Below are 17,547 nucleotides of genomic sequence, written 5' to 3' on the forward strand. Positions count from 1 at the left end.
CGATGTTCATGTCGGTCCGCGATCTTGTTCGACTCCTGCGGCGGAACCTGATGGTCGTGGTGGTGTGCCTCATCGCGGGGGCGACGCTCGGATCGTTCGCGGCCCTGAGCCGGCCCGCGTCGTACACCAGTCACGCCCAGCTGTTCGTCTCCAGCAACGGCAGCGACTCCACCGACACGCTCCTGCAGAACAGCAACCTGGTGATGGCGCGGGTGCCCTCGTACGCGTCTCTGGTGAACTCGCCTTTGATCCTGAGTCAGGTGGCCGACCGGCTGAGCCGCACCGAGTCGGTGCCGTCGCTGGCCGCCCGGGTCTCGGCGACCAACCCGCTGCAGACCGCGCTGATCGACATCACTGTGCAGGACACCACAGCTCAGGGTGCCTACGATCTCGCGGCCGCCGTCTCCGCCGTCGTGATGGCGGAGCTGCCCCGGCTCGAGACCGCGGCCACCGGCTTCGTCCCGATCAAGATCGCGCTGGTGAGCCAGCCGGAGCTGCCCGCCCGCGCCGAGCTGGGTCCGGCGGGCTACCGGCTGGCCGTCGGGGTCCTGCTCGGCCTGTTGATCGGCGCGGCGATCGCGGTCGGGCGCGAGCTGCTCTACGGCCGGCTCGCCGATCCTGAGCAGCTGCGGGCCAAGCTCGACCTGGCCCCGCTCGGCGTCCTCGCCGGCCTTCGGAAGACCGATCGCAGGCGGCCGCCGGACGACGCCTACTGGGCCTCGCGGGCCGGGGAGGGTTACCGCCAGCTGCGCGCCAACCTGCGGGTGCTGGTCGCCACCGACGGGCTGCGGTCGGTGCTGGTCACCGGGCCGCGCGCGGACGACGGCGCGGCCGTCGTCGCGCGCAATCTGGCCCTCGCGTTGAGCCGGGTGCAGAAGGGCGTGCTGCTGATCGAGGCCGACCTGCGGCACCCCGTGACGCGGCAGGACCGAGGGCTGGCCGCCGTGCTCAGCGGTGACCTCGACGCTGTCGCGGCCATCCAGCCGTGGCCCGACAGCAAGCTGCACGTTCTTCCGGCCGGGCCGGGCTCAGCCGCGTCCGGTGAGCTGCTCGCCTCCGACGCGATGCGCGAGCTGCTGGGCCGGCTCGAGCACCGGTTCGATCTGGTCATCATCAGCGCGCCGCCCCTGCTGGAGGTGGCCGACACGGCGGTCCTGGCCGCCGAGGTCGACGGCGTGCTGCTGACCGCGCGCAGCGGCGGCACGAGGTGGACCGCTCTGCGGCAGTCGGTCCAGGCCCTGTACGACGCCCGGGCGCGGGTGCTGGGTGCGGCGGTGCTGGGCCGCAGCCGGGGTGCGGGTCGCGCGTCGACCGAGGCCCTGGCCGCTCCCGTGGAGGCCGCGGTGGAAGCCCCGCCGCCGCCTCGCAGGCCCATCCCAGTCCCCGTGCCGCCGCGTCCGCCGACCGCGATCGACCGGCAGCTCGCCCCGGCCCGCGGGGTGGCCGCCGTCAACCAGTCCGGCGAGACCACGGCGAACTTCCCCGCCGAGGACCCCCACGACAATCGGAGGTGGCCGTGAACACGACCGAGCGGAGCACCCGTGTGGTGGTGGTCGGCCAGGGGTACGTCGGGCTGCCGCTGGCCATGCGGGCGGTCGAGGCCGGGCATCACGTCACCGGCTACGACGTCGACACCAACCGCGTCAAGCTGCTCACCGCGGGCGAGTCGTACGTCGAGGACGTGCCGACCGGCCAGCTCCGGGCGGCGTACGACTCCGGCCGTTACACGGTCACCTCGGAGAGCCGCGGCTGTTCCGGGTTCGACGTCGCGGTCATCACCGTGCCTACGCCTTTGCGTGACGGCAACCCCGATCTCTCGTACGTCGAGGCGGCCGCCCACACGCTGGGCCGGTTCCTGCGCCCCGGCGCGACCGTCGTGCTCGAGTCGACCACCTATCCGGGCACGACCGAGGAGTTCGTCGCGCCGATCCTCGAGGAGGCGTCCGGGCTGCTCGCCGGGGCTGACTTCCACCTCGGCTACAGCGCCGAGCGGATCGACCCCGGCAACCGGCGCTGGACGTTCACGACTACGCCGAAGGTCGTCTCCGGCATCGACGAGCGCTCGCTGAAGGTGATCAACCAGTTCTACTCGGGCCTGGTCGAGCGGACCGTGCCGGTGGCCTCGACCCGCGAGGCCGAGCTGGCCAAGCTGCTCGAGAACACGTTCCGGCACGTGAACATCGCGCTGGTCAACGAGATCGCGATGTTCGCCCACGAGCTGGGCATCGACATCTGGAACGTGATCGACGCCGCCTCGACCAAGCCGTTCGGCTACATGCGGTTCACCCCTGGGCCGGGCGTGGGCGGGCACTGCCTGCCGATCGACCCGTCCTATCTGTCGTGGCGGGTCAAGCGGTCGCTGGGCCGCAGTTTCCGCTTCGTCGAGCTGGCCAACGACGTCAACGAGCACATGCCCGACCACGTGGTGAGCCGTCTGATGGTGGCGTTGAACCGGTCGCAGCGAGCCGTCAACGGCGCCCGGATCCTGCTGCTCGGGCTGTCCTACAAGCCGAACACCGGCGACGCCCGCGAGTCGCCGGCCGTGACGGTGGCCCAGCAGCTGCTCGACCTGGGCGCGCAGGTGCGCGGCGCCGACCCGCACCTGCGGGAGGGGCTGGTCGAGCGGGTGGTGCGGGTCGAGGTGACGCCCGAGGAGGTGAGCGCGGCCGACGCGGTGGTGGTGCTGACCGACCACGACGACTTCGACTACGACCTGGTGGCGGCCCACGCATCGTACGTGCTCGACTGCCGCCGCCGGGTCCCGCGCGACGGCGCGGCCCAGGTCGAGCTGCTGTGATGCGGGTCGTCTGCGTGGCGGGCCTCGAATGGCTGTTCCGGGCGCTGCAGGAGCCGCGACGGCTCGGCGGCCGATACCTGAGGACCAACGTCGCCTTCGTCGGGCTGGTCCTGCACGACCTCGTGCGGCGTCCGTGAGCGTCCTCGCCCCTCCCCGGCCCGGTGCCCGGACTGCTCGCAAGACCCCGCTGCTGCTGCTCGCCGCGGTCACTCTCACGGCGGCCATCCCGGTGGTGCCCGGCCGGCTGCCGCTGTTGAGCCTCCTCTGCATGGCGTCCCTGCCGTTCCTCGCGCCGACCCTGCTGACCAGCCGCCGCCTGGGCATCCTGGTGCTGGTGATCGGCGGCTGGGGGCTCGGGCTGCTCTTCGCCGACCTCATGAACGGCGACACGCCCCGCGTGAGCCAGCACGTCATCGCCCTGGTCGGCACCCTGGCCATCACCACCGTGCTGATACGGCTGTCGAACCACGACCCCGTACGGCTGAGGTTGTTCATCGCCGCCGTCGGCATCGGGCTGGCCCTGGCCGGGCTGACGGTGGGCGCGACCGGTCCCACCTCGGCCGCCTTCCCCGACGGTCAGCCGGTGACCCCGTTCTATCTGTGGAAATACCAGCTGTCCGAACCGATCACCATCGCCGCCCTGGCGCTGTGCGACCTGCGGTGGCGGGCGGGCCGGCGGATGCCGACGTTCGTGACCCTGGTGGTGCTCACCGCCCTGAACGTGATCTGCGACTTCCGCTCGTTCGCCGTGGCCACCCTGTGCACCCTGCTGATCGCCACGATCGCCGCCACCGGGCGGGGGCGGCTGCACCCGGCCACCGTACTGATCATGGTCGGCGTCCCGTGCCTGCTGCTGATCGGCGGCTTCTTCACCGCCGCGAAGGCCGGCTGGCTCGGCGAGCGGTCGATGCTGCAGTTCCGCGACGAGAAGGCCGACGTGTGGACGGTCATGGCCAACGGGCGCCCCGAAGCGTTGCAGGCGATCTATCTGATCTCGCAGAAGCCGTACGGGTGGGGGTCGAGGCCGAACCTCGACAGCGCCACCTTCGCCTCGTCGCTGACCTTCATCCGCGACCACCACGTCGTGATCTTCGACAATCTCCCCAAGGACTGGCTGGCCAAGGAGAGCCGCGGGCTGGCCGCGCACTCGACCGCGCTGGACACCGTGGTGCAGGCCGGCCTGCTCGCCGTGCCGTTCTGGGCCTTCCTGCTCTTCCTCGGGCTGCGGCGCACGATGGACACGATCCGCACCCGGGCCGGGCCGCTGCTGGTGTTCTGGACCGTCACGATCGTCTGGGGGGCCCTGTTCGAACCACTCACCTTCACCAGCCACGTCCTGCTGGGCGGATATCTCGCGGTCGTCCTGCTCCCGCTCCCGAAACAGGAGGTGACCCGATGAGCCGGCACGTCGCCGTCGTCGTACCGACCCTCGCCTCGGCCGGCGCCGAACGGGTCGCGCGCACCCTGGCCGAACAGATGGCCCGCGGGGCCCGGGTCACCGTGGTCACCTTCGACCCGCGGATGAGCCGGCGTGAGCTCGACCGCCTCGCCGTGCTGCCGTGGGCCGACCGCGTCCCGCCTGGCTGCGAGCACGTGCACCTGCCGGCGACCGGCTCGGGCGTACGGCGGCTCGGGGTCCTCGCCGCCCGGTTCGCCCGCCTGGCCCACGCGGCCCGCTTCGACGCCGTGTACTCGTTCCTGACCTACCCGAACATCGTCGTCGCGGTGAGCCGCGCGCTCGGCCGCAGCCGTTACGTGCACGTGGCGAGCGAGCACGCGCTGGCCGACAACCTGCATGCCAACGGCCGCGGCCCGCAGATGCTGGCGGCGACCCTGCCCGCCGTCTACCGGCTGCCCGACCACCTGGTCGTGGTCAGCGACGCGGCCCGGCGCAGCCTGCGCGACGCCGGCGTGCTGCCCCGGCCGGAGCGGGCGGTCACCATCCCGAACCCGATCGACCTGGCCGCCGTCCGCGAACTGGCCGCCGCACCGCCGGCCCGGCAATTCCCGGAGGGCGAGGTGCTGGTCGCCTGTTTCGCCCGGCTGCACCCGCAGAAGGACCACCGCACCCTTCTGCGGGCACTCGAACTGCTGCCCGCACGGTTCCGGCTGCTGGTGGCCGGGGACGGACCGCTGCGCGCCGAGCTCGAAGAACTCGCCGGACGGCTCGGGGTGGCCGGGCGCGTCGACTTCCAGGACGCAGTCGACAACCCGTACCCGCTGATGTGCCGGGCCGGCGTGGTCGTGCTGGCCTCGCGTGAGGAGGGGTTCGGGCTGGTCGCGCTGGAGGCGGCGGTGCTGGGCGTGCCGTTCGTGGGGACCGAGGTCGGCGGGCTGGCCGAGCTGTGCGCGTGGCTGGGCCAGCCGACCGTCGCGCCCGGTGACGCCAAGGGCCTCGCCGCCGAGATCGAGCGCCTGGCCTCGGCCGGACCACGCCCGGTACCGGCCGAACGGCTCGACCGCTTCGACCTCAAGACCGTCACTTCGGCGTACGAGGCTCTCGGGTGGAGGGATCGATGACGGCGGTGACGACCGAGCGGGCGAACGCCCCCCGCCGCCGGATGCTGCTCGGGCTGCTGGCCAACGGCGGCTCCCGGGCTCTGCTGGTCGCCACGCCCGCGGTCACGCTGCCGCTGATCACGGGCAGCCTCGGGCCGGTCAACTACGGGGCGTACGCGGTCATCACGGCGATCGCGGCGTTCCTGCCCTGGGCCGACTTCGGCGTGTCGCTGAGCATGATCACCACGGTGTCGCAGGCCGAGGGCCGAGGGGACCGGGCCGCCGTACGGGTCGTCGTCTCCACCGGCCTGGTCATGCTGACCGCCGTGAGCGCGGTGCTGCTCGCCGTCGGGCTCCTGCTGTGGGCGGTGGTCGACTGGCGTACGGTCCTGGGCCTCTCCGACCCCTCGGTGACCGCCGACGTGCCCCTGGCCGTCCTGGTCATCTTCCTGGCCTTCGTCGTCGGCATCCCGGCCAACCTGGGCCTGAAGGTCATGCTCGGCCTGCAGATGAGCCGCGCGTTCGCGTTCTGGCAGGCGGCCTCGGTGCCGGTGGTCATCGGCGCGGTGATCGCCGGGCAGATGCTTGGGGCGGGGCTGTGGTGGTTCGTGCTGGCCACCGTCGGCACCCCGAACCTGATGGCGCTGCTGGCCTCGCTCTGGCTGTTCCGCCGGGCCCGCCCCGAGCTGCGGCCCCGGTTCGCGCTGGCCGACAGGAGCCGGTTGCGGCCGATGCTGGCCCTGGGCGCGGCGTTCGCGGTCAACAGCGCCGCGTGGGCGGTCAGCTTCTCGACGACCAGCATCGTCGTGTCGCACGTGCACGGGGCCGACGCGGCGGGCGTCTACAACATCAGCGAACGGCTCTCCATCGTCGGGTTCATGGTGTTCGAGAGCCTGTTGCTGCCGCTCTGGCCGATGTTCGGCGCCGGTCTGGCCGCCGGCGACTTCGCCACCGCCCGCGCCCGGCTGCGCACCGCGACCCTGGCCAGCGCGGTCATCGGTGTGATCGTGTCGGTGGGGTTCGTGCTCGCCGCGCCCGGCGTGATCCGGGTCTGGCTCGGCGAGGCGTACGTGCCTCCGCTCGCCCTGCTCGTCGCGCTGGGCACGTGCTCGCTGATCCAGTTCGTCGCGCAGCCGTTCACGCTGGTGCTCAGCGGAGCCGGCGCGAAACGGTTCCTGCTGATCAGCGCGCTGGCCCTGGCCGTGGTGACGTTGCCGCTGTCGATCCTGCTGGCCAACGCGACCGGGATCGCCGGGCCGGCCTGGGCGCTGTGCCTCGGCATCGGTGGCTGCGTGCTCGTGCCGTCGGCCTGGTACGCCCTCAGGGTCGCGCGGCCGCCCGCAACCGGTGCACCCCGTAGCGGCTGAGGTCCTCGGCGGCGGCGGCCGGGGCCCACCCGCCGGCGAAGCAGCGCACGTTCACGCACGGGCGCACCTCGGTCGTCCAGGTGCGCGTCCACGGCGCCTCGGAACCGAGGAACTCCACCGACCGCAGACCCCGGTGCGCGGCGGCCCGTACGGTGTGCAGCATCAGCAGCGTGCCGGGCGAGCACCGCGCGAAAGTCTCGTCGTAGCCGATCTTCAACAGCCACGAGCGTCCGGCCCGCTCGACCGCCAGTTCGGCGGCGGCGAGTCTTCCGCCCAGCCGCAGGAACGTCAGGCGCAGCTCCCCCGCCTCGGCCGCCAGCTCGCCGAAGCGACGATAGAACCGCTCCGCCCCCTCGTCGGTGGCCAGCGCCGTGCCGCCGCGCCCCTTCCAGCCGGCGCCCTCGACGGCCACGAAGTCGTCCAGCAGCCCGCCGACCTCACCGGGCACCGGGCTGAACTCCGTGAATTCGACCTCCCCGTACGCCTCGGCCCGACGCCGGGCCCGGCGCAGGTCGGAGCGCCGTCCCGAGTTGAAGTGCCGCTCCGGTTCCAGCCAGCTCTCGTCCAGGGCGAGCCGCGGCGCGCCGACCGCCGTGCGCACGTTGACCACGGCCCGCCCACGTCCGGCGGCGGTCAGGGCTTCCACGAGCGGCGACTCGGCCAGCACGCGATGCAGCGCGACCGGCCGGCGCAACGCGATCAGCCGCTCGGCCAGCAGGCGCACCCCGTCCGCGTCGTTCCAGCTCGCATCGACCGGTTCGCCCAGCTCGCGCGCGCCCATCGCCTCGAGCCGCCACGGGCGTCCGCGCCGCTGCACGAGCGGCAGCACCCCGCGCAGTTTCCCGTCGTCGGTCGCGGTCAAGACCCTGAGCCGGTACGGCTTCCCGAGCGTCTCGGCCCAGGCCCGGTGCCACGCGGGGGTCGTCATCGGGCCGGCGTCGCCGGTCAGCTCGTCCCAGCCGTCCACGCTCACCACGACAGCGCCCGCAGCCGCTGCTTCACCGTGGGCGGCGTGTGATTGGCGGCCAGCCGATAGAACCGGTACGGCGACTGGCACAACCGCACGTACGGGAACCGCAGTCCGCGCGGCACAAGGTCGACGGCCTCGAGGGTCTCCTCGCCGGTCGCGAGCCGATATTTGTACGATCCCGTGCCCGGCCCCAGCGAGAACCGCCGATACCCTTCGCGCGCGGCATGCCGTACGGCCTCGACCAGCAACACGGTCGACGGCGAACGCTTGGCCCAGTCCTCGTCGAAGCCGCCCAGCCAGTAATGCACCTCGTCGCCCGCCGCCACGAACAGCGCGGCCCCCACCGCGGTGCCGCCGACGTCAAGGGTCCACAGGTGCAACCGGGACGGGTCGAGCGAACGCGTGGCCCCGTGCAGCATGGTCACGACCTCCGGGGTGATCGCCGCCGACCCGCCGCGCAGCTGCCATCGGCCCAGGTGCAGCCGGGTCAGGTCGTCGACCGCCGCGGCCATCTCGGCCGTGGTCGTGGCCCGCCGGAACGTGCCGCCGTCACGGGCGATCTCGCGCTGCCGGGCGCGGAGTGCCTTGCGGAACTTGCTGGTGCGGCCGGACAGCCAGGCGTCGAAGTCACCGCCCGGCAGGTCGACGAACGGCGCCCGGGTCTCGCTGACCGCGGCCAGCACCGGACGCGGGCCCGCCCATCGCTGACGCGCCAGCGACGCCCAGCCGCCCGCCCGCGGCACCGCCGACATCGACAACACGTCCACGGCCGGATCGGCGCCGCGCATCGCCCGGGCGATCGCCGCGGCCACCTCGACCTTTCGTCCCGCGGCGGCCACCGGCTCGACGAACGAGCTGGTCACGTCGGCGAGGAGCCGCCAGGTGGCGATGCCGAACCGGTCCCGGGTCACGTAGCACGCTGCCATCCCGACCAGCTCGTTCTCGTCCCACACGGCGATCGCCCGCAGCTCGGCGCCGGGCGGACGCGCCGCCGACCACCACGGCAGAGCCCAGCCCGGGGCACTGTACGGGCGTCCGGCCGCGACGGCCAGGGCGTCCCACTCGGCCCGCAACCCCGCCAGCTCGGCCACGTCGGTCAGGACCTCAGTGCGCATCAACGGCCTCTCAGCAGCAGTTTGGCGGCCAGCCGGGGACCGTGGTCGAGCTCGGTCACGCCAACCCGGGGCCGGGCGAAGGTGGTGGGCAGGCCGGGCACACGAACAACGGCACACGCGTACGAATAACCGGCGTCGACGACCGCGCGGACCGCCGCCGCGTCCACCGACCCGTACGGATAGCAGAACGTGCGAGGCGGCTCGGGCAGCAGCTCGCCCAGCGCGGCCCGGCTGGCCGTCACCTCGTAGCGCAACGTGTCGGCGTCGATCCCGGCCAGGCGCGGATGGTTGACGCTGTGCGACCCGATCTCGTAGCCCTGCGCGGCCAGCGCGCGCAGATCGTCGGCCGTCATCAGCGGGCGGCGCGGCGGCGGGTCCCACGCGTTGATCCCGCCGAGCAGGCCCGAGACGGCGTAGAACGTCGCACCGAACCCGTGCCTGCGCAGCTCCGGCAGGGCGTACGTGAGCACGTCGCGATAACCGTCGTCGAAGGTCAGACCGACCAGACCGTCGGCCTTGCCGCGCTCGGCCGCGTCACCCAGGTCGGCCATCGACACGCCGCGCAACCCGAGCCGGGCCAGGGTGTTCAGCTGGGCGGCGAACCGTTCGGGGGTCACGTAGAGGTTGAAAGGGTCGTCCTCGGCCTGCCCGACCGCGTGGTACATGAGCACCGGGGGTCGCCCGGCGCCGGCGGTCAGCAGGCGGCCCCGGCGCTGCGGGGTGGCGCTTCTCGTGCTCGTCACCGTGCCGCGCTCCCTCGCCTCCGACCGACGTTTGCCGCCACTCTGCGGTGACCGAGGGTGTCGGGCAACGTGCACGGGGACTACTGCAAATTGACGTCGCCGTCCTTCAGCACGAGCGCTACGGCTTCGAGGGTGGTGTGCACGCCGAGCTTGCTCAGCATGTGCTGTGAGTGGCTGCGCACGGTATTGACCGAGACGTCGAGCCGCTCGGCGATCTCCCGCCGGTTCAGCCCGCGCGCCGCGTAGCGCAGCACCTGCTGCTCCCGCGCGGTCAGCCGGTCGATCGGGTTCGGTCCGCGGCCGGCCAGCCGCCGCAACACGAGGGCGAGCATGTCAGCGGGCAACCAGGCCTCGCCACGGGCGGCTCCCGCCACCACCTCGGCCAGCCGGTCGAGGCCGGCCTGCTTTGGCACCCAGCTGACCGCGCCCGCCCGGATCGCCGCGGTCACCCGTTCCACGTCGGCGTCCCCGGAGATCGCCACGACCGCCGCCGCCGGGCAGTGCCGGTCCAACTCGCCGAGCAGTCCGGCCGGATCGCCACCGTCAGTGGCGGCGACCACGACGTCGAGGGCTTCGTCGCCCAGCAGGCCGGCGGCGGCCGCCGGGCTGGGGGCGGCCAGAGCCGAGGCAACCCCGGGCAGGCGGCCCAGCGCCTCGGCCAGGCCCTGGGCGAGAGCCTGCTCGCCGTCCACGATCAGAACCCGAAGCCCGCCGGTCGTCTCGCTCCGCGCGGTCGCACCATCACCCATGTGACCATGATGTGCAGGAACCGGCCGTTCCGCAGGTTGCCTGCTCAGAACGGTCGTACCGCCCGCTTCCGGCTCAGGACGTGCGGGCCTGCTCGGGGATGCGCCGGCCGGGCCCGTACGTGGTGCCGGCGCGGTCGCGTTCCAGCCAGCCGGTCTCGACGAGCATGCGGCGCACCGCGGCCGTGTCGTCGGTGACCTCGGACAGGCGGCGGTTGATCTCGTCCTCGTCGTGCAGGCCCTCGAGTCGCAGGAAGCGGGCCAGCAACTCGCCCAGCAGTTCGTAGCGTTCGCTGAGCGTCGGCGGCATGCTCGTCAGGCGGCCGTGCGTGAAGTTGCCGCGCAACTGGGGATAGTCGTGCAGGTGGACGGTGATCGGCTGCACCCGGTCGAGCGCCATGGCCGTCTCGCGCAGAACGCCGGGCGAGGCGCGATAGATGCCGTTGCCGGTGCCCGTGGCCAGCCCCGCGCCGACCAGCCGGGCCAGGGTCTCACCGGCGGTCTGCACGGGCACGTCGATCGTGTAGGCCAGCTCGGCGATCGAAGCCCCCTCAGCCCCGCGGTGGACCAGCTCGGCGAACGCCCGCAGCCGCAACGGCGTGGCCAGCTGACTGAGGATCTCGGCGGCCTGCGCGGCTTCGGTCGACATCCCGTCACCGTAGGCTCACCGGCCCGGCCCGCGCACCCCCATTTCCGCCCGCACGTCCGGTCTAAATCTTTCCGTGTTCAACCACGAGCCGCTTTCCGGCGCGGTGCCGCCCGTCGCGCCGGCAAACGGTCCGCCCAAGCGGGACGGCGGTTCCCGACTTCAGGTCTTTGCCCGCGCATGATCGATCCGAGGTCATTGATCCAGGCCCCTGGAACGTCGTCGAGGCGCCCACATCAGGTATCCAGAGAACGATCAAGCCGGAAAGGGCCGGGCGGATCACTGACGTTCAGCGCAGGTCGGCCACGTAGGCGGCGATCCAGGCCAGGGGTGCGTTCCAGTTGATGGTCAGCTCGTTGGTCGACCAGGACTGGATGTCGTCGATGTAGCAGAACTGGGCCACGCAGCCGGTCAGCCTGCTCTGGGCGTACGGGTCCTGGATCGACGAGTTGGGGCCGCCGGACAGGGTGCCGACGGGCGGGTTGGGCAGGGCGGGGTCGAGTTGCCTGGCGTACCAGCGGCTGTGCTGGTTGTGTGAGCTGACCTCGCCGTAGCCGGTCACATAGGACATGTTCAGCGCGTTGCGGCCGAACATGTAGTCGAGGCCGGTCAGCACGCCGTCGCGGTAGCGGTCGCGGCCGGTCAGCTCGTGCGCGGCGGCGATCACGACCATGTTGTTCAGGATGATGCTGTTCGAACCCCAGTCCCACATGTTGTTCGCGGGCGCGTAGGGCACCCCGTAGGCGTGCTGCCTCTGGGTCGTCAGGTATTTCTCGGCGCCCGCGACCACGGACGCCTTCACCGCGGCCAGGCCGGGCAAACGGTTCGGCACCAGCGCCAACGCCAGGCGACCCGCGGCCGCCGTGTTCCCCCAGTCGAAGGCGCCGGCGCCGAACACGTCGGCGGTGTGCTCGGGCGACGAGAGCACGTCGGCCGAGTACTGCCTCTCCCCCGTGGTGAGGAACAGCTCGGCCGCCGCCCAGTAGAAGTCGTCACTTACCTTCGCGTCGTTGTAGGCGCCGCCGCCCACCCCGTCGGACTCGGGGGCGTACAGCGCGGGGTTGGCCTTGGCCGCCGCATAGGCGGTTCGCGCCGCCGCCAATGCGCGTTTGGCGAAGGCGGGGTCGAACGGCTTGTACAAACGCGCAGCCTGTGCAGAAGTAGCGGCCAAATTGAGCGTCGCGGCTGTGGATACCGGGTGCAGCTCGCGGGGCTGTGGATCCAGGTGGGGCAACAGGGGCAGCCCGGTCCACGCGGCGTCGTGCATCTTGTGGTGGGCCATGCCCGCGTACGGCTTCCCGGCCGGCACCTGCATGCGCAGCAGGAACTCGAGCTCCCAGCGCACCTCGTCGAGCACGTCCGGCGTCCGGTTCCCGCTCTCCGGCACGGTCAGACCGACCTTGCGTACGCCCGGGTGGCGCTCATAGGCGTTGAGCAGCTCCCACACCGAGATGCCGCCGTTCACGACGTACTTGCCGTGGTCGCCCGCGTCGTACCAGCCGCCGCGCGCGTCGAGCCGGTAGTCGCACACACCCGGCTGACAGGGCACGTTGCCGTCGCCGAGGTTGGGCGCGACATCCACATGCCCGGCCGGTCGGCCGTAGCCGGGGCGCAGCGCGTCGTCGATCGCGATGCCACTGCGCTGCGTGTAATAGAACTTCAAAGCGTCAGAGCGCAATTTCGCGTACGCCGAGGCGTCGATGTCGAACGGGCGGCTCGTCTCGCCGTCCGCCGTCAGCGTGTAGCCCGTGCCCTTGCGACCGAAGTACCCGAAGTCGATCGAGTGCACGTTCTGCGCGGATGAAACGTCCACACCGCGCGGGGTTGTGCGTCCGTGCGCGACGACGCGTCCACCGGAGTCGCGCAGTTGCCAGGGCAGTGCACTGGTCGCCGTGGTGACCACGGTTGCCGCCTTCGGCCCATTCGGGACGTACGCCACCTGGTTGACCCGCACGCGCGGGCCGGTGTCGGGCTCGTAGACCTCCGGTGGCACGCCCCCGACCAGCGACACGTTGTCGACGCAGAACCGCCACGGCTCGGCGCTGCCCCCGAGCTGGAAGGCGACCTGTCCCTGCGCGGTCGTGGTGCTCGCCGTGAACGTCCACGAGTAGTGCTGGAGCCCGCCGACGACCGGCGACTGCTCGAAGTACGTGTCGTAGGGGTCGACGGCGAGCCCGACCACCGCCCGCACGCCGCGCCCCGGGTCGCCGCTCGCGTCGAACGAGAAGCGGTAGCTCTCCCCCGCGACCAGGTCGATGTCGTTCTGGCCGACGATCGCGTCCCACTTGTTCGCGGTCCCACCGGGCACGTCGACGCAGGCACGGCCGTCGCTCGCGGCGAGCGTCATGCCCGCGTTGGCCCAGAACGGATCGGTGCCGTTGTCGAACCCCCCGTTGACCACCTGCTCGACCTCAGCCGCCGAAGCCGCGGGCGCCGCGACGAAAGCCGCCAGCACCACAGCCGCCCCGCAAACGGCCACAATTCGGGAGCGCTCCCAAAGAGACATGGAAACATATTGATAGCCCGGTGACTCCGTGTCAACGCACCGGAAACAGCTTGTTCAAGATCAGGGCGCGGAAAGCGGACTGCCGGGAGCAGCCTGCCGGAAGCAGGCCGCCGGAAGCGGACTGCCGGAAGCGGGAAACAACCGGGCGGCAACCCGGCGGGGCCTGGGCCGCACCCCGGGCGGTGAAACCTGGTGTCGTGGCTAATGCGCATACCGCCGTCCTGAACAGGCATGTTGCCGGCTGGCACGTCCTGCTCGCCGGTGGCTCGGTCGTCATCGGCCTCTACTTCCTGTTCCTCGAGCTCGGCCCGAGCTGGGCCGGCCCGCAGGTGGCCGCCTACGTCAGCGCCAACGCCACCCTCATGATCGCGTCGTTGGTCACCGCTCGCCGGCACCGCGCGATGGCCGGCATGGCCCTGCTGCTCGCCGCGGCGTCGGCCGCCTCCGTCACCGGCGATCTGATCTTCTACTTCCTCGCGCTCGTCGAGGGCGAGGTCGCCTACCCGAGCGCAGCCGATGTCGCGTACCTCTCCTCGTATCTGTTCATGGCCGCCGCTTTCCTGGTCGCCGTGCGCAAACGCTCACCCGGCTGGGACTTCAGCAGCGCCATCGACGCCGGCATCGTGGCCGTCAGCGTCGGCTACCTCATCTTCGAGTTCGTCGTCGTGCCCACGCTGACCGGCAGCACCCGGGACGTGGCAACCCTGGTCTCGGTGCTCTACCCGCTCGGCGACCTGATGATCATCACGGTCGGGGCGCGGCTCGTGCTCGGGGCCGGCACGCGCGGCACCGCGCTGCGGATGGTCGGCATCTACCTCGGCCTCATGCTCTACGCCGACACCATCTACAGCGTCCAGAGCCTCGAAGGCACCTACCAGGCGGGCAACTATCTCGACATGGTCTGGATGGTGTCCGCGTTCCTGCTCTCGGCCGCGATGCTGCACCCGTCGGCGCCCCAGCTCGTGGCCCGCGCCTCCGCCGCCACCCCCGACGCCAGCCCCGGCCGGCTCGCCATTCTCGCCGTCGCCGCCGTCATTGCCCCCACCACCATGTCCGTGCAGTTCCTCCGGGGCGCCACCCCGCACGTCCTGGTCGCCGGCCTGGTCTGCAACGTGCTCTTCCTGCTCGTGCTCGCCCGCATGGCCGGCCTGGTGCGGGCCCAGCGCCACGCCGCCATCACCGACGGCCTCACCGGTCTGCGCAGCCGCCGCTTCTTCGAGCAGTCCCTGCACGCCGAGGTCGCGCGGGCCGCCCGTTCCGGCAGCGAGGTCGGCCTGCTGCTGCTCGACCTCGACCACTTCAAGAACGTCAATGACACGTACGGTCACAACGGCGGCGACCGGGTGCTGGTGGAGCTCGCGCACCGGCTGACCGCGGTGATCCGCCCCGGTGACCTGGCCGCTCGTTACGGCGGTGAGGAGTTCGCGGTGCTGCTGCCCGGCGCCGGTCCCGAGACGGCCGCCGAGATCGCCGAACGCATCCGCCGCGCGATCGCGATGGCCCCGATCGCCGTCGGCGAGCACAGGGTGCACAGCGTCACCGTCTCGATCGGCGTCGCCGGCCTGCCGTCGATCTGCACCGACGCCGAGGAGCTGGTGCTCGCGGCCGACCGGGCCCTCTACGCGTCGAAGAACGCCGGCCGCAACCGCGTCACCGAGAGTGTGAGGTTCGTCGGAAGGTAACCGCAGCGATAGCCTCCCCCGAACAAAGTGCGGCAGGGTGCGGCTATGGACCTACGCAACGGCCTGCGGCCTCTCGGGAGCACCCCGGCGGAGTTCGAGCGGGATCTGCTGAGCAACCTCTACTACCGCCGCGGCACCACCGTCGAATCGGCGAGCGCTCAGGACGCCTACGAGACTCTCGCTCTGACCGTTCGTGATCGGCTCGCCGCTCGCCGGGCGCGCACCGCCGCCGCGCACTACGAGAGCAACCCGCGCTGGGTCTACTACCTGTCCGCGGAGTATCTGCTCGGTCCCCAGCTCGAACAGAATCTGCTCTACAGCGGCACGACCGAGCTGGCCCCCGCGGCTCTGAAGGCCCTCGGTTTCGATCCTGCCGAGGTCGCCGCGCTCGACGTCGAGCCGGGCCTGGGCAACGGCGGTCTGGGCCGGCTGGCCGCCTGCCTGCTCGACTCGGCGGCCACGATGGACATCCCCGCGGTCGGCTACGGCATCTACTACGACCTGGGCATCTTCCGGCAGGCGTTCCGCGACGGCGAGCAGGTCGAGCAGCCCGACAACTGGGCGTTCCAGGGCAATCCGTGGGAGTTCCCGGCGCCCGACGACCGCCACCGGGTCGGCTTCTACGGCACGGTCGGGCCCGACGGCTGGCAGCCCGGCGAGGTCGTCGAGGGCGAGCCGAGCCACCTGCTGGTCCCCGGTTACGGCACCGAGACCGTCAATATCGTACGGCTCTGGCGCGCTCGCGCCTGCCAGGAGTCCTTCGACCTGGGCCGCTTCTCCCGGGGCATGTACGTCGAGGCGGTCGAGCAGGCCGTGCACGCCGAGAACATCAGCAAGGTCCTCTACCCCGACGACAGCACCGAATCGGGCCGCGAACTGCGGCTCAAGCAGCAGTACTTCCTGGTGTCGTGCTCGCTGCGCGACATCATCCGCCGTTTCCGGTTCCGCAACGACGACTGGGCCGTGTTCGCCGACAAGACGGTGATCCAGCTCAACGACACGCACCCGACGCTCGCGATCCCCGAGCTCATGCGGCTGCTCGTCGACGAGGAGGGCCTCGGCTGGGAGCGCGCCTGGGACATCGTCCGGCGGACCTTCGCGTACACGTGCCACACCCTGCTGCCCGAAGCGCTGGAGACGTGGCCGGTCGCGATGCTGGGCCGGCTTCTCCCCCGCCACCTGGAGATCATCTATCGGATCAACGAGGGCCTGCTCGACGAGGTCCGCGCGGCGTTCCCCGACGATCTCGACCGCGTACGCCGGATGTCGCTGATCCAGGAGGACCCCGAGCGCCGCGTGCGCATGGCCAACCTCGCGGTCACCGGCACGTTCGCGGTCAACGGCGTCGCCGAACTGCACTCGAAACTGCTCGCCTCGACCACGTTCAGCGACTTCGCGACGCTGTGGCCCGACCGGTTCCGCAACGTGACCAACGGCGTCTCGCCGCGCCGATTCATACGGCTGGCCAACCCCGGACTGTCGAAACTGATCACCTCGGCGCTCGACGGCGACCGCTGGCTCACCGATCTGTCACTGCTGGAGGGCCTGGCTCCGCTGGCCGACGACGCCGCGTTCCGCGCCCAGTGGCGGGTCGAGAAACGGCTGGCCAAGCAGGCGCTCGGGCTCGGCGACCCGGACGCGATGCTCGACGTGATGATCAAGCGGTTCCACGAGTACAAGCGTCAGCAACTGAAGCTGCTGCACGTGATCACGCTCTATCAGCGGCTGAAGTCGGACCCGTCCCGCTTCGGGGTGCCGCGCACGATCCTGTTCGCCGGCAAGGCCGCCCCGGCCTACCACGCGGCCAAGGCGATCATCCACCTGATCAACGCGGTCGCGGCGACGATCGACGCCGACCCGGCCGCCGCGGGCCTGCTGCGCGTGGTCTTCCCGCCCAACTACAACGTGACGCTGGCCGAGAAGATCATCCCGGCGGCCGACCTGAGCGAGCAGATCTCGATGGCCGGCAAGGAGGCTTCCGGTACGGGCAACATGAAGCTCGCGCTCAACGGGGCGGTCACGATCGGCACGCTCGACGGCGCCAACGTCGAGATCCGCGACCGGGTCGGCGCCGACAACTTCTTCCTGTTCGGCCTGGACGCCTCGGCCGCCGCCGACCTGCGCGCCTCGGCCTACGACCCGCGCGCCTACTACACGTCCGACGGCGAACTGCGGGCGGCGATCGACGCGATCCTGGGCGGCGACTTCGGCGCGGTCGGGCAGGGGGTGGCCGGGTCGCTGCTCGACCGCGACGAATACCTCACGCTGGCCGACTACCGCGCCTACGTCGACGAGCAGGACCGGGTCGCGGCCGCCTGGCAGGACGAGGAGCGGTGGACACGCATGTCGATCCTCAACGCGGCCGGCAGCGGGTTCTTCTCCTCCGACCGCACCGTCGCCGACTATCTCGACCGCGTCTGGCACGCATCACCCGTACGCGTGCGCAATTAGCTCTTGGCAACGGGTTCCGGGGCGC

At 71.7% G+C, this 17,547-nt stretch carries 14 protein-coding genes; 8 read left to right on the forward strand and 6 right to left on the reverse strand.

Going from position 1 to position 17,547, the window contains the following annotated elements:
* Window positions 1-8 precede the first annotated feature (8 nt).
* From EER30_RS15020 to EER30_RS15040, 6 genes are read left to right on the forward strand one after another with little or no spacing between them, the layout of a single operon-like run.
* Window positions 9-1,520, forward strand: coding sequence for a tyrosine-protein kinase domain-containing protein (locus EER30_RS15020; protein ID WP_164842336.1), 1,512 nt, complete (start codon window positions 9-11; stop codon window positions 1,518-1,520).
* Window positions 1,517-2,797 carry a nucleotide sugar dehydrogenase gene (locus EER30_RS15025; RefSeq protein WP_255436621.1) on the forward strand — a complete coding sequence of 427 codons (1,281 nt, stop codon included), beginning with the start codon at window positions 1,517-1,519 and terminating at the stop codon, window positions 2,795-2,797. Before EER30_RS15020 ends, EER30_RS15025 begins: the two co-directional genes overlap by 4 nt.
* Window positions 2,797-2,934, forward strand: coding sequence for a WecB/TagA/CpsF family glycosyltransferase (locus tag EER30_RS47070; RefSeq protein WP_164842337.1), 138 nt, complete (start codon window positions 2,797-2,799; stop codon window positions 2,932-2,934). The genes EER30_RS15025 and EER30_RS47070 overlap by 1 nt, the downstream gene beginning before the upstream one ends.
* The gene (locus EER30_RS15030) at window positions 2,931-4,196 is read left to right on the forward strand and encodes a hypothetical protein (protein WP_127501037.1); all 1,266 of its coding nucleotides are present in this window, start codon (window positions 2,931-2,933) and stop codon (window positions 4,194-4,196) included. Before EER30_RS47070 ends, EER30_RS15030 begins: the two co-directional genes overlap by 4 nt.
* Window positions 4,193-5,317, forward strand: coding sequence for a glycosyltransferase (locus EER30_RS15035; RefSeq protein WP_127501038.1), 1,125 nt, complete (start codon window positions 4,193-4,195; stop codon window positions 5,315-5,317). Before EER30_RS15030 ends, EER30_RS15035 begins: the two co-directional genes overlap by 4 nt.
* Window positions 5,314-6,663: an oligosaccharide flippase family protein gene (locus EER30_RS15040; RefSeq protein WP_127501039.1), complete on the forward strand. Its 1,350-nt coding sequence runs from the start codon at window positions 5,314-5,316 to the stop codon at window positions 6,661-6,663. The genes EER30_RS15035 and EER30_RS15040 overlap by 4 nt, the downstream gene beginning before the upstream one ends.
* Here EER30_RS15040 and EER30_RS15045 read toward each other — a convergent pair.
* From EER30_RS15045 to EER30_RS15070, 6 genes are all read right to left on the reverse strand, one after another.
* The gene (locus EER30_RS15045; RefSeq protein ID WP_127501040.1) at window positions 6,617-7,639 is read right to left on the reverse strand and encodes a GNAT family N-acetyltransferase; all 1,023 of its coding nucleotides are present in this window, start codon (window positions 7,637-7,639) and stop codon (window positions 6,617-6,619) included. The two genes, EER30_RS15040 and EER30_RS15045, sit on opposite strands and share 47 nt — an antisense overlap.
* Window positions 7,633-8,748 carry a GNAT family N-acetyltransferase gene (locus EER30_RS15050; protein WP_127501041.1) on the reverse strand — a complete coding sequence of 372 codons (1,116 nt, stop codon included), beginning with the start codon at window positions 8,746-8,748 and terminating at the stop codon, window positions 7,633-7,635. The genes EER30_RS15045 and EER30_RS15050 overlap by 7 nt, the downstream gene beginning before the upstream one ends.
* Window positions 8,748-9,491: a polysaccharide deacetylase family protein gene (locus tag EER30_RS15055; RefSeq protein WP_205650242.1), complete on the reverse strand. Its 744-nt coding sequence runs from the start codon at window positions 9,489-9,491 to the stop codon at window positions 8,748-8,750. Before EER30_RS15055 ends, EER30_RS15050 begins: the two co-directional genes overlap by 1 nt.
* 80 nt (window positions 9,492-9,571) lie before the next feature.
* Complete coding sequence (locus EER30_RS15060; protein WP_127501042.1) at window positions 9,572-10,240, reverse strand: response regulator transcription factor; 669 nt, start codon at window positions 10,238-10,240, stop codon at window positions 9,572-9,574.
* A 73-nt stretch (window positions 10,241-10,313) separates the two neighbouring features.
* Window positions 10,314-10,886, reverse strand: a complete 573-nt coding sequence (locus tag EER30_RS15065) for a DUF2087 domain-containing protein (protein WP_127501043.1) — start codon at window positions 10,884-10,886, stop codon at window positions 10,314-10,316.
* Window positions 10,887-11,172: 286 nt separating this feature from the next.
* Complete coding sequence (locus EER30_RS15070; protein WP_127501044.1) at window positions 11,173-13,389, reverse strand: glycoside hydrolase family 9 protein; 2,217 nt, start codon at window positions 13,387-13,389, stop codon at window positions 11,173-11,175.
* Between the two features lie 197 nt (window positions 13,390-13,586).
* Between EER30_RS15070 and EER30_RS49385 the strand changes: the two genes are divergently transcribed.
* Together EER30_RS49385 and EER30_RS15080 are read left to right on the forward strand one after the other, a co-directional pair.
* Window positions 13,587-15,071, forward strand: a complete 1,485-nt coding sequence (locus EER30_RS49385) for a GGDEF domain-containing protein (RefSeq protein ID WP_127501045.1) — start codon at window positions 13,587-13,589, stop codon at window positions 15,069-15,071.
* Window positions 15,072-15,116: 45 nt separating this feature from the next.
* The gene (locus EER30_RS15080) at window positions 15,117-17,522 is read left to right on the forward strand and encodes a glycogen/starch/alpha-glucan phosphorylase (protein WP_127501046.1); all 2,406 of its coding nucleotides are present in this window, start codon (window positions 15,117-15,119) and stop codon (window positions 17,520-17,522) included.
* Window positions 17,523-17,547: the final 25 nt, after the last annotated feature.

Source organism: Actinoplanes solisilvae, assembly GCF_003999975.1.
Lineage (GTDB): Bacteria > Actinomycetota > Actinomycetes > Mycobacteriales > Micromonosporaceae > Actinoplanes > Actinoplanes solisilvae.

Bases quoted from the DNA above. Each gene is read 5' to 3' on its own strand.
- EER30_RS15050 (WP_127501041.1), bottom strand. From the start codon at position 8,748: ATGCGCACTGAGGTCCTGACCGACGTGGCCGAGCTGGCGGGGTTGCGG.
- EER30_RS47070 (WP_164842337.1), top strand. From the start codon at position 2,797: ATGCGGGTCGTCTGCGTGGCGGGCCTCGAATGGCTGTTCCGGGCGCTG.
- EER30_RS15020 (WP_164842336.1), top strand. From the start codon at position 9: ATGTCGGTCCGCGATCTTGTTCGACTCCTGCGGCGGAACCTGATGGTC.
- EER30_RS15040 (WP_127501039.1), top strand. From the start codon at position 5,314: ATGACGGCGGTGACGACCGAGCGGGCGAACGCCCCCCGCCGCCGGATG.
- EER30_RS15035 (WP_127501038.1), top strand. From the start codon at position 4,193: ATGAGCCGGCACGTCGCCGTCGTCGTACCGACCCTCGCCTCGGCCGGC.
- EER30_RS15080 (WP_127501046.1), top strand. From the start codon at position 15,117: ATGGACCTACGCAACGGCCTGCGGCCTCTCGGGAGCACCCCGGCGGAG.
- EER30_RS15065 (WP_127501043.1), bottom strand. From the start codon at position 10,886: ATGTCGACCGAAGCCGCGCAGGCCGCCGAGATCCTCAGTCAGCTGGCC.
- EER30_RS15070 (WP_127501044.1), bottom strand. From the start codon at position 13,389: ATGTCTCTTTGGGAGCGCTCCCGAATTGTGGCCGTTTGCGGGGCGGCT.
- EER30_RS15060 (WP_127501042.1), bottom strand. From the start codon at position 10,240: ATGGGTGATGGTGCGACCGCGCGGAGCGAGACGACCGGCGGGCTTCGG.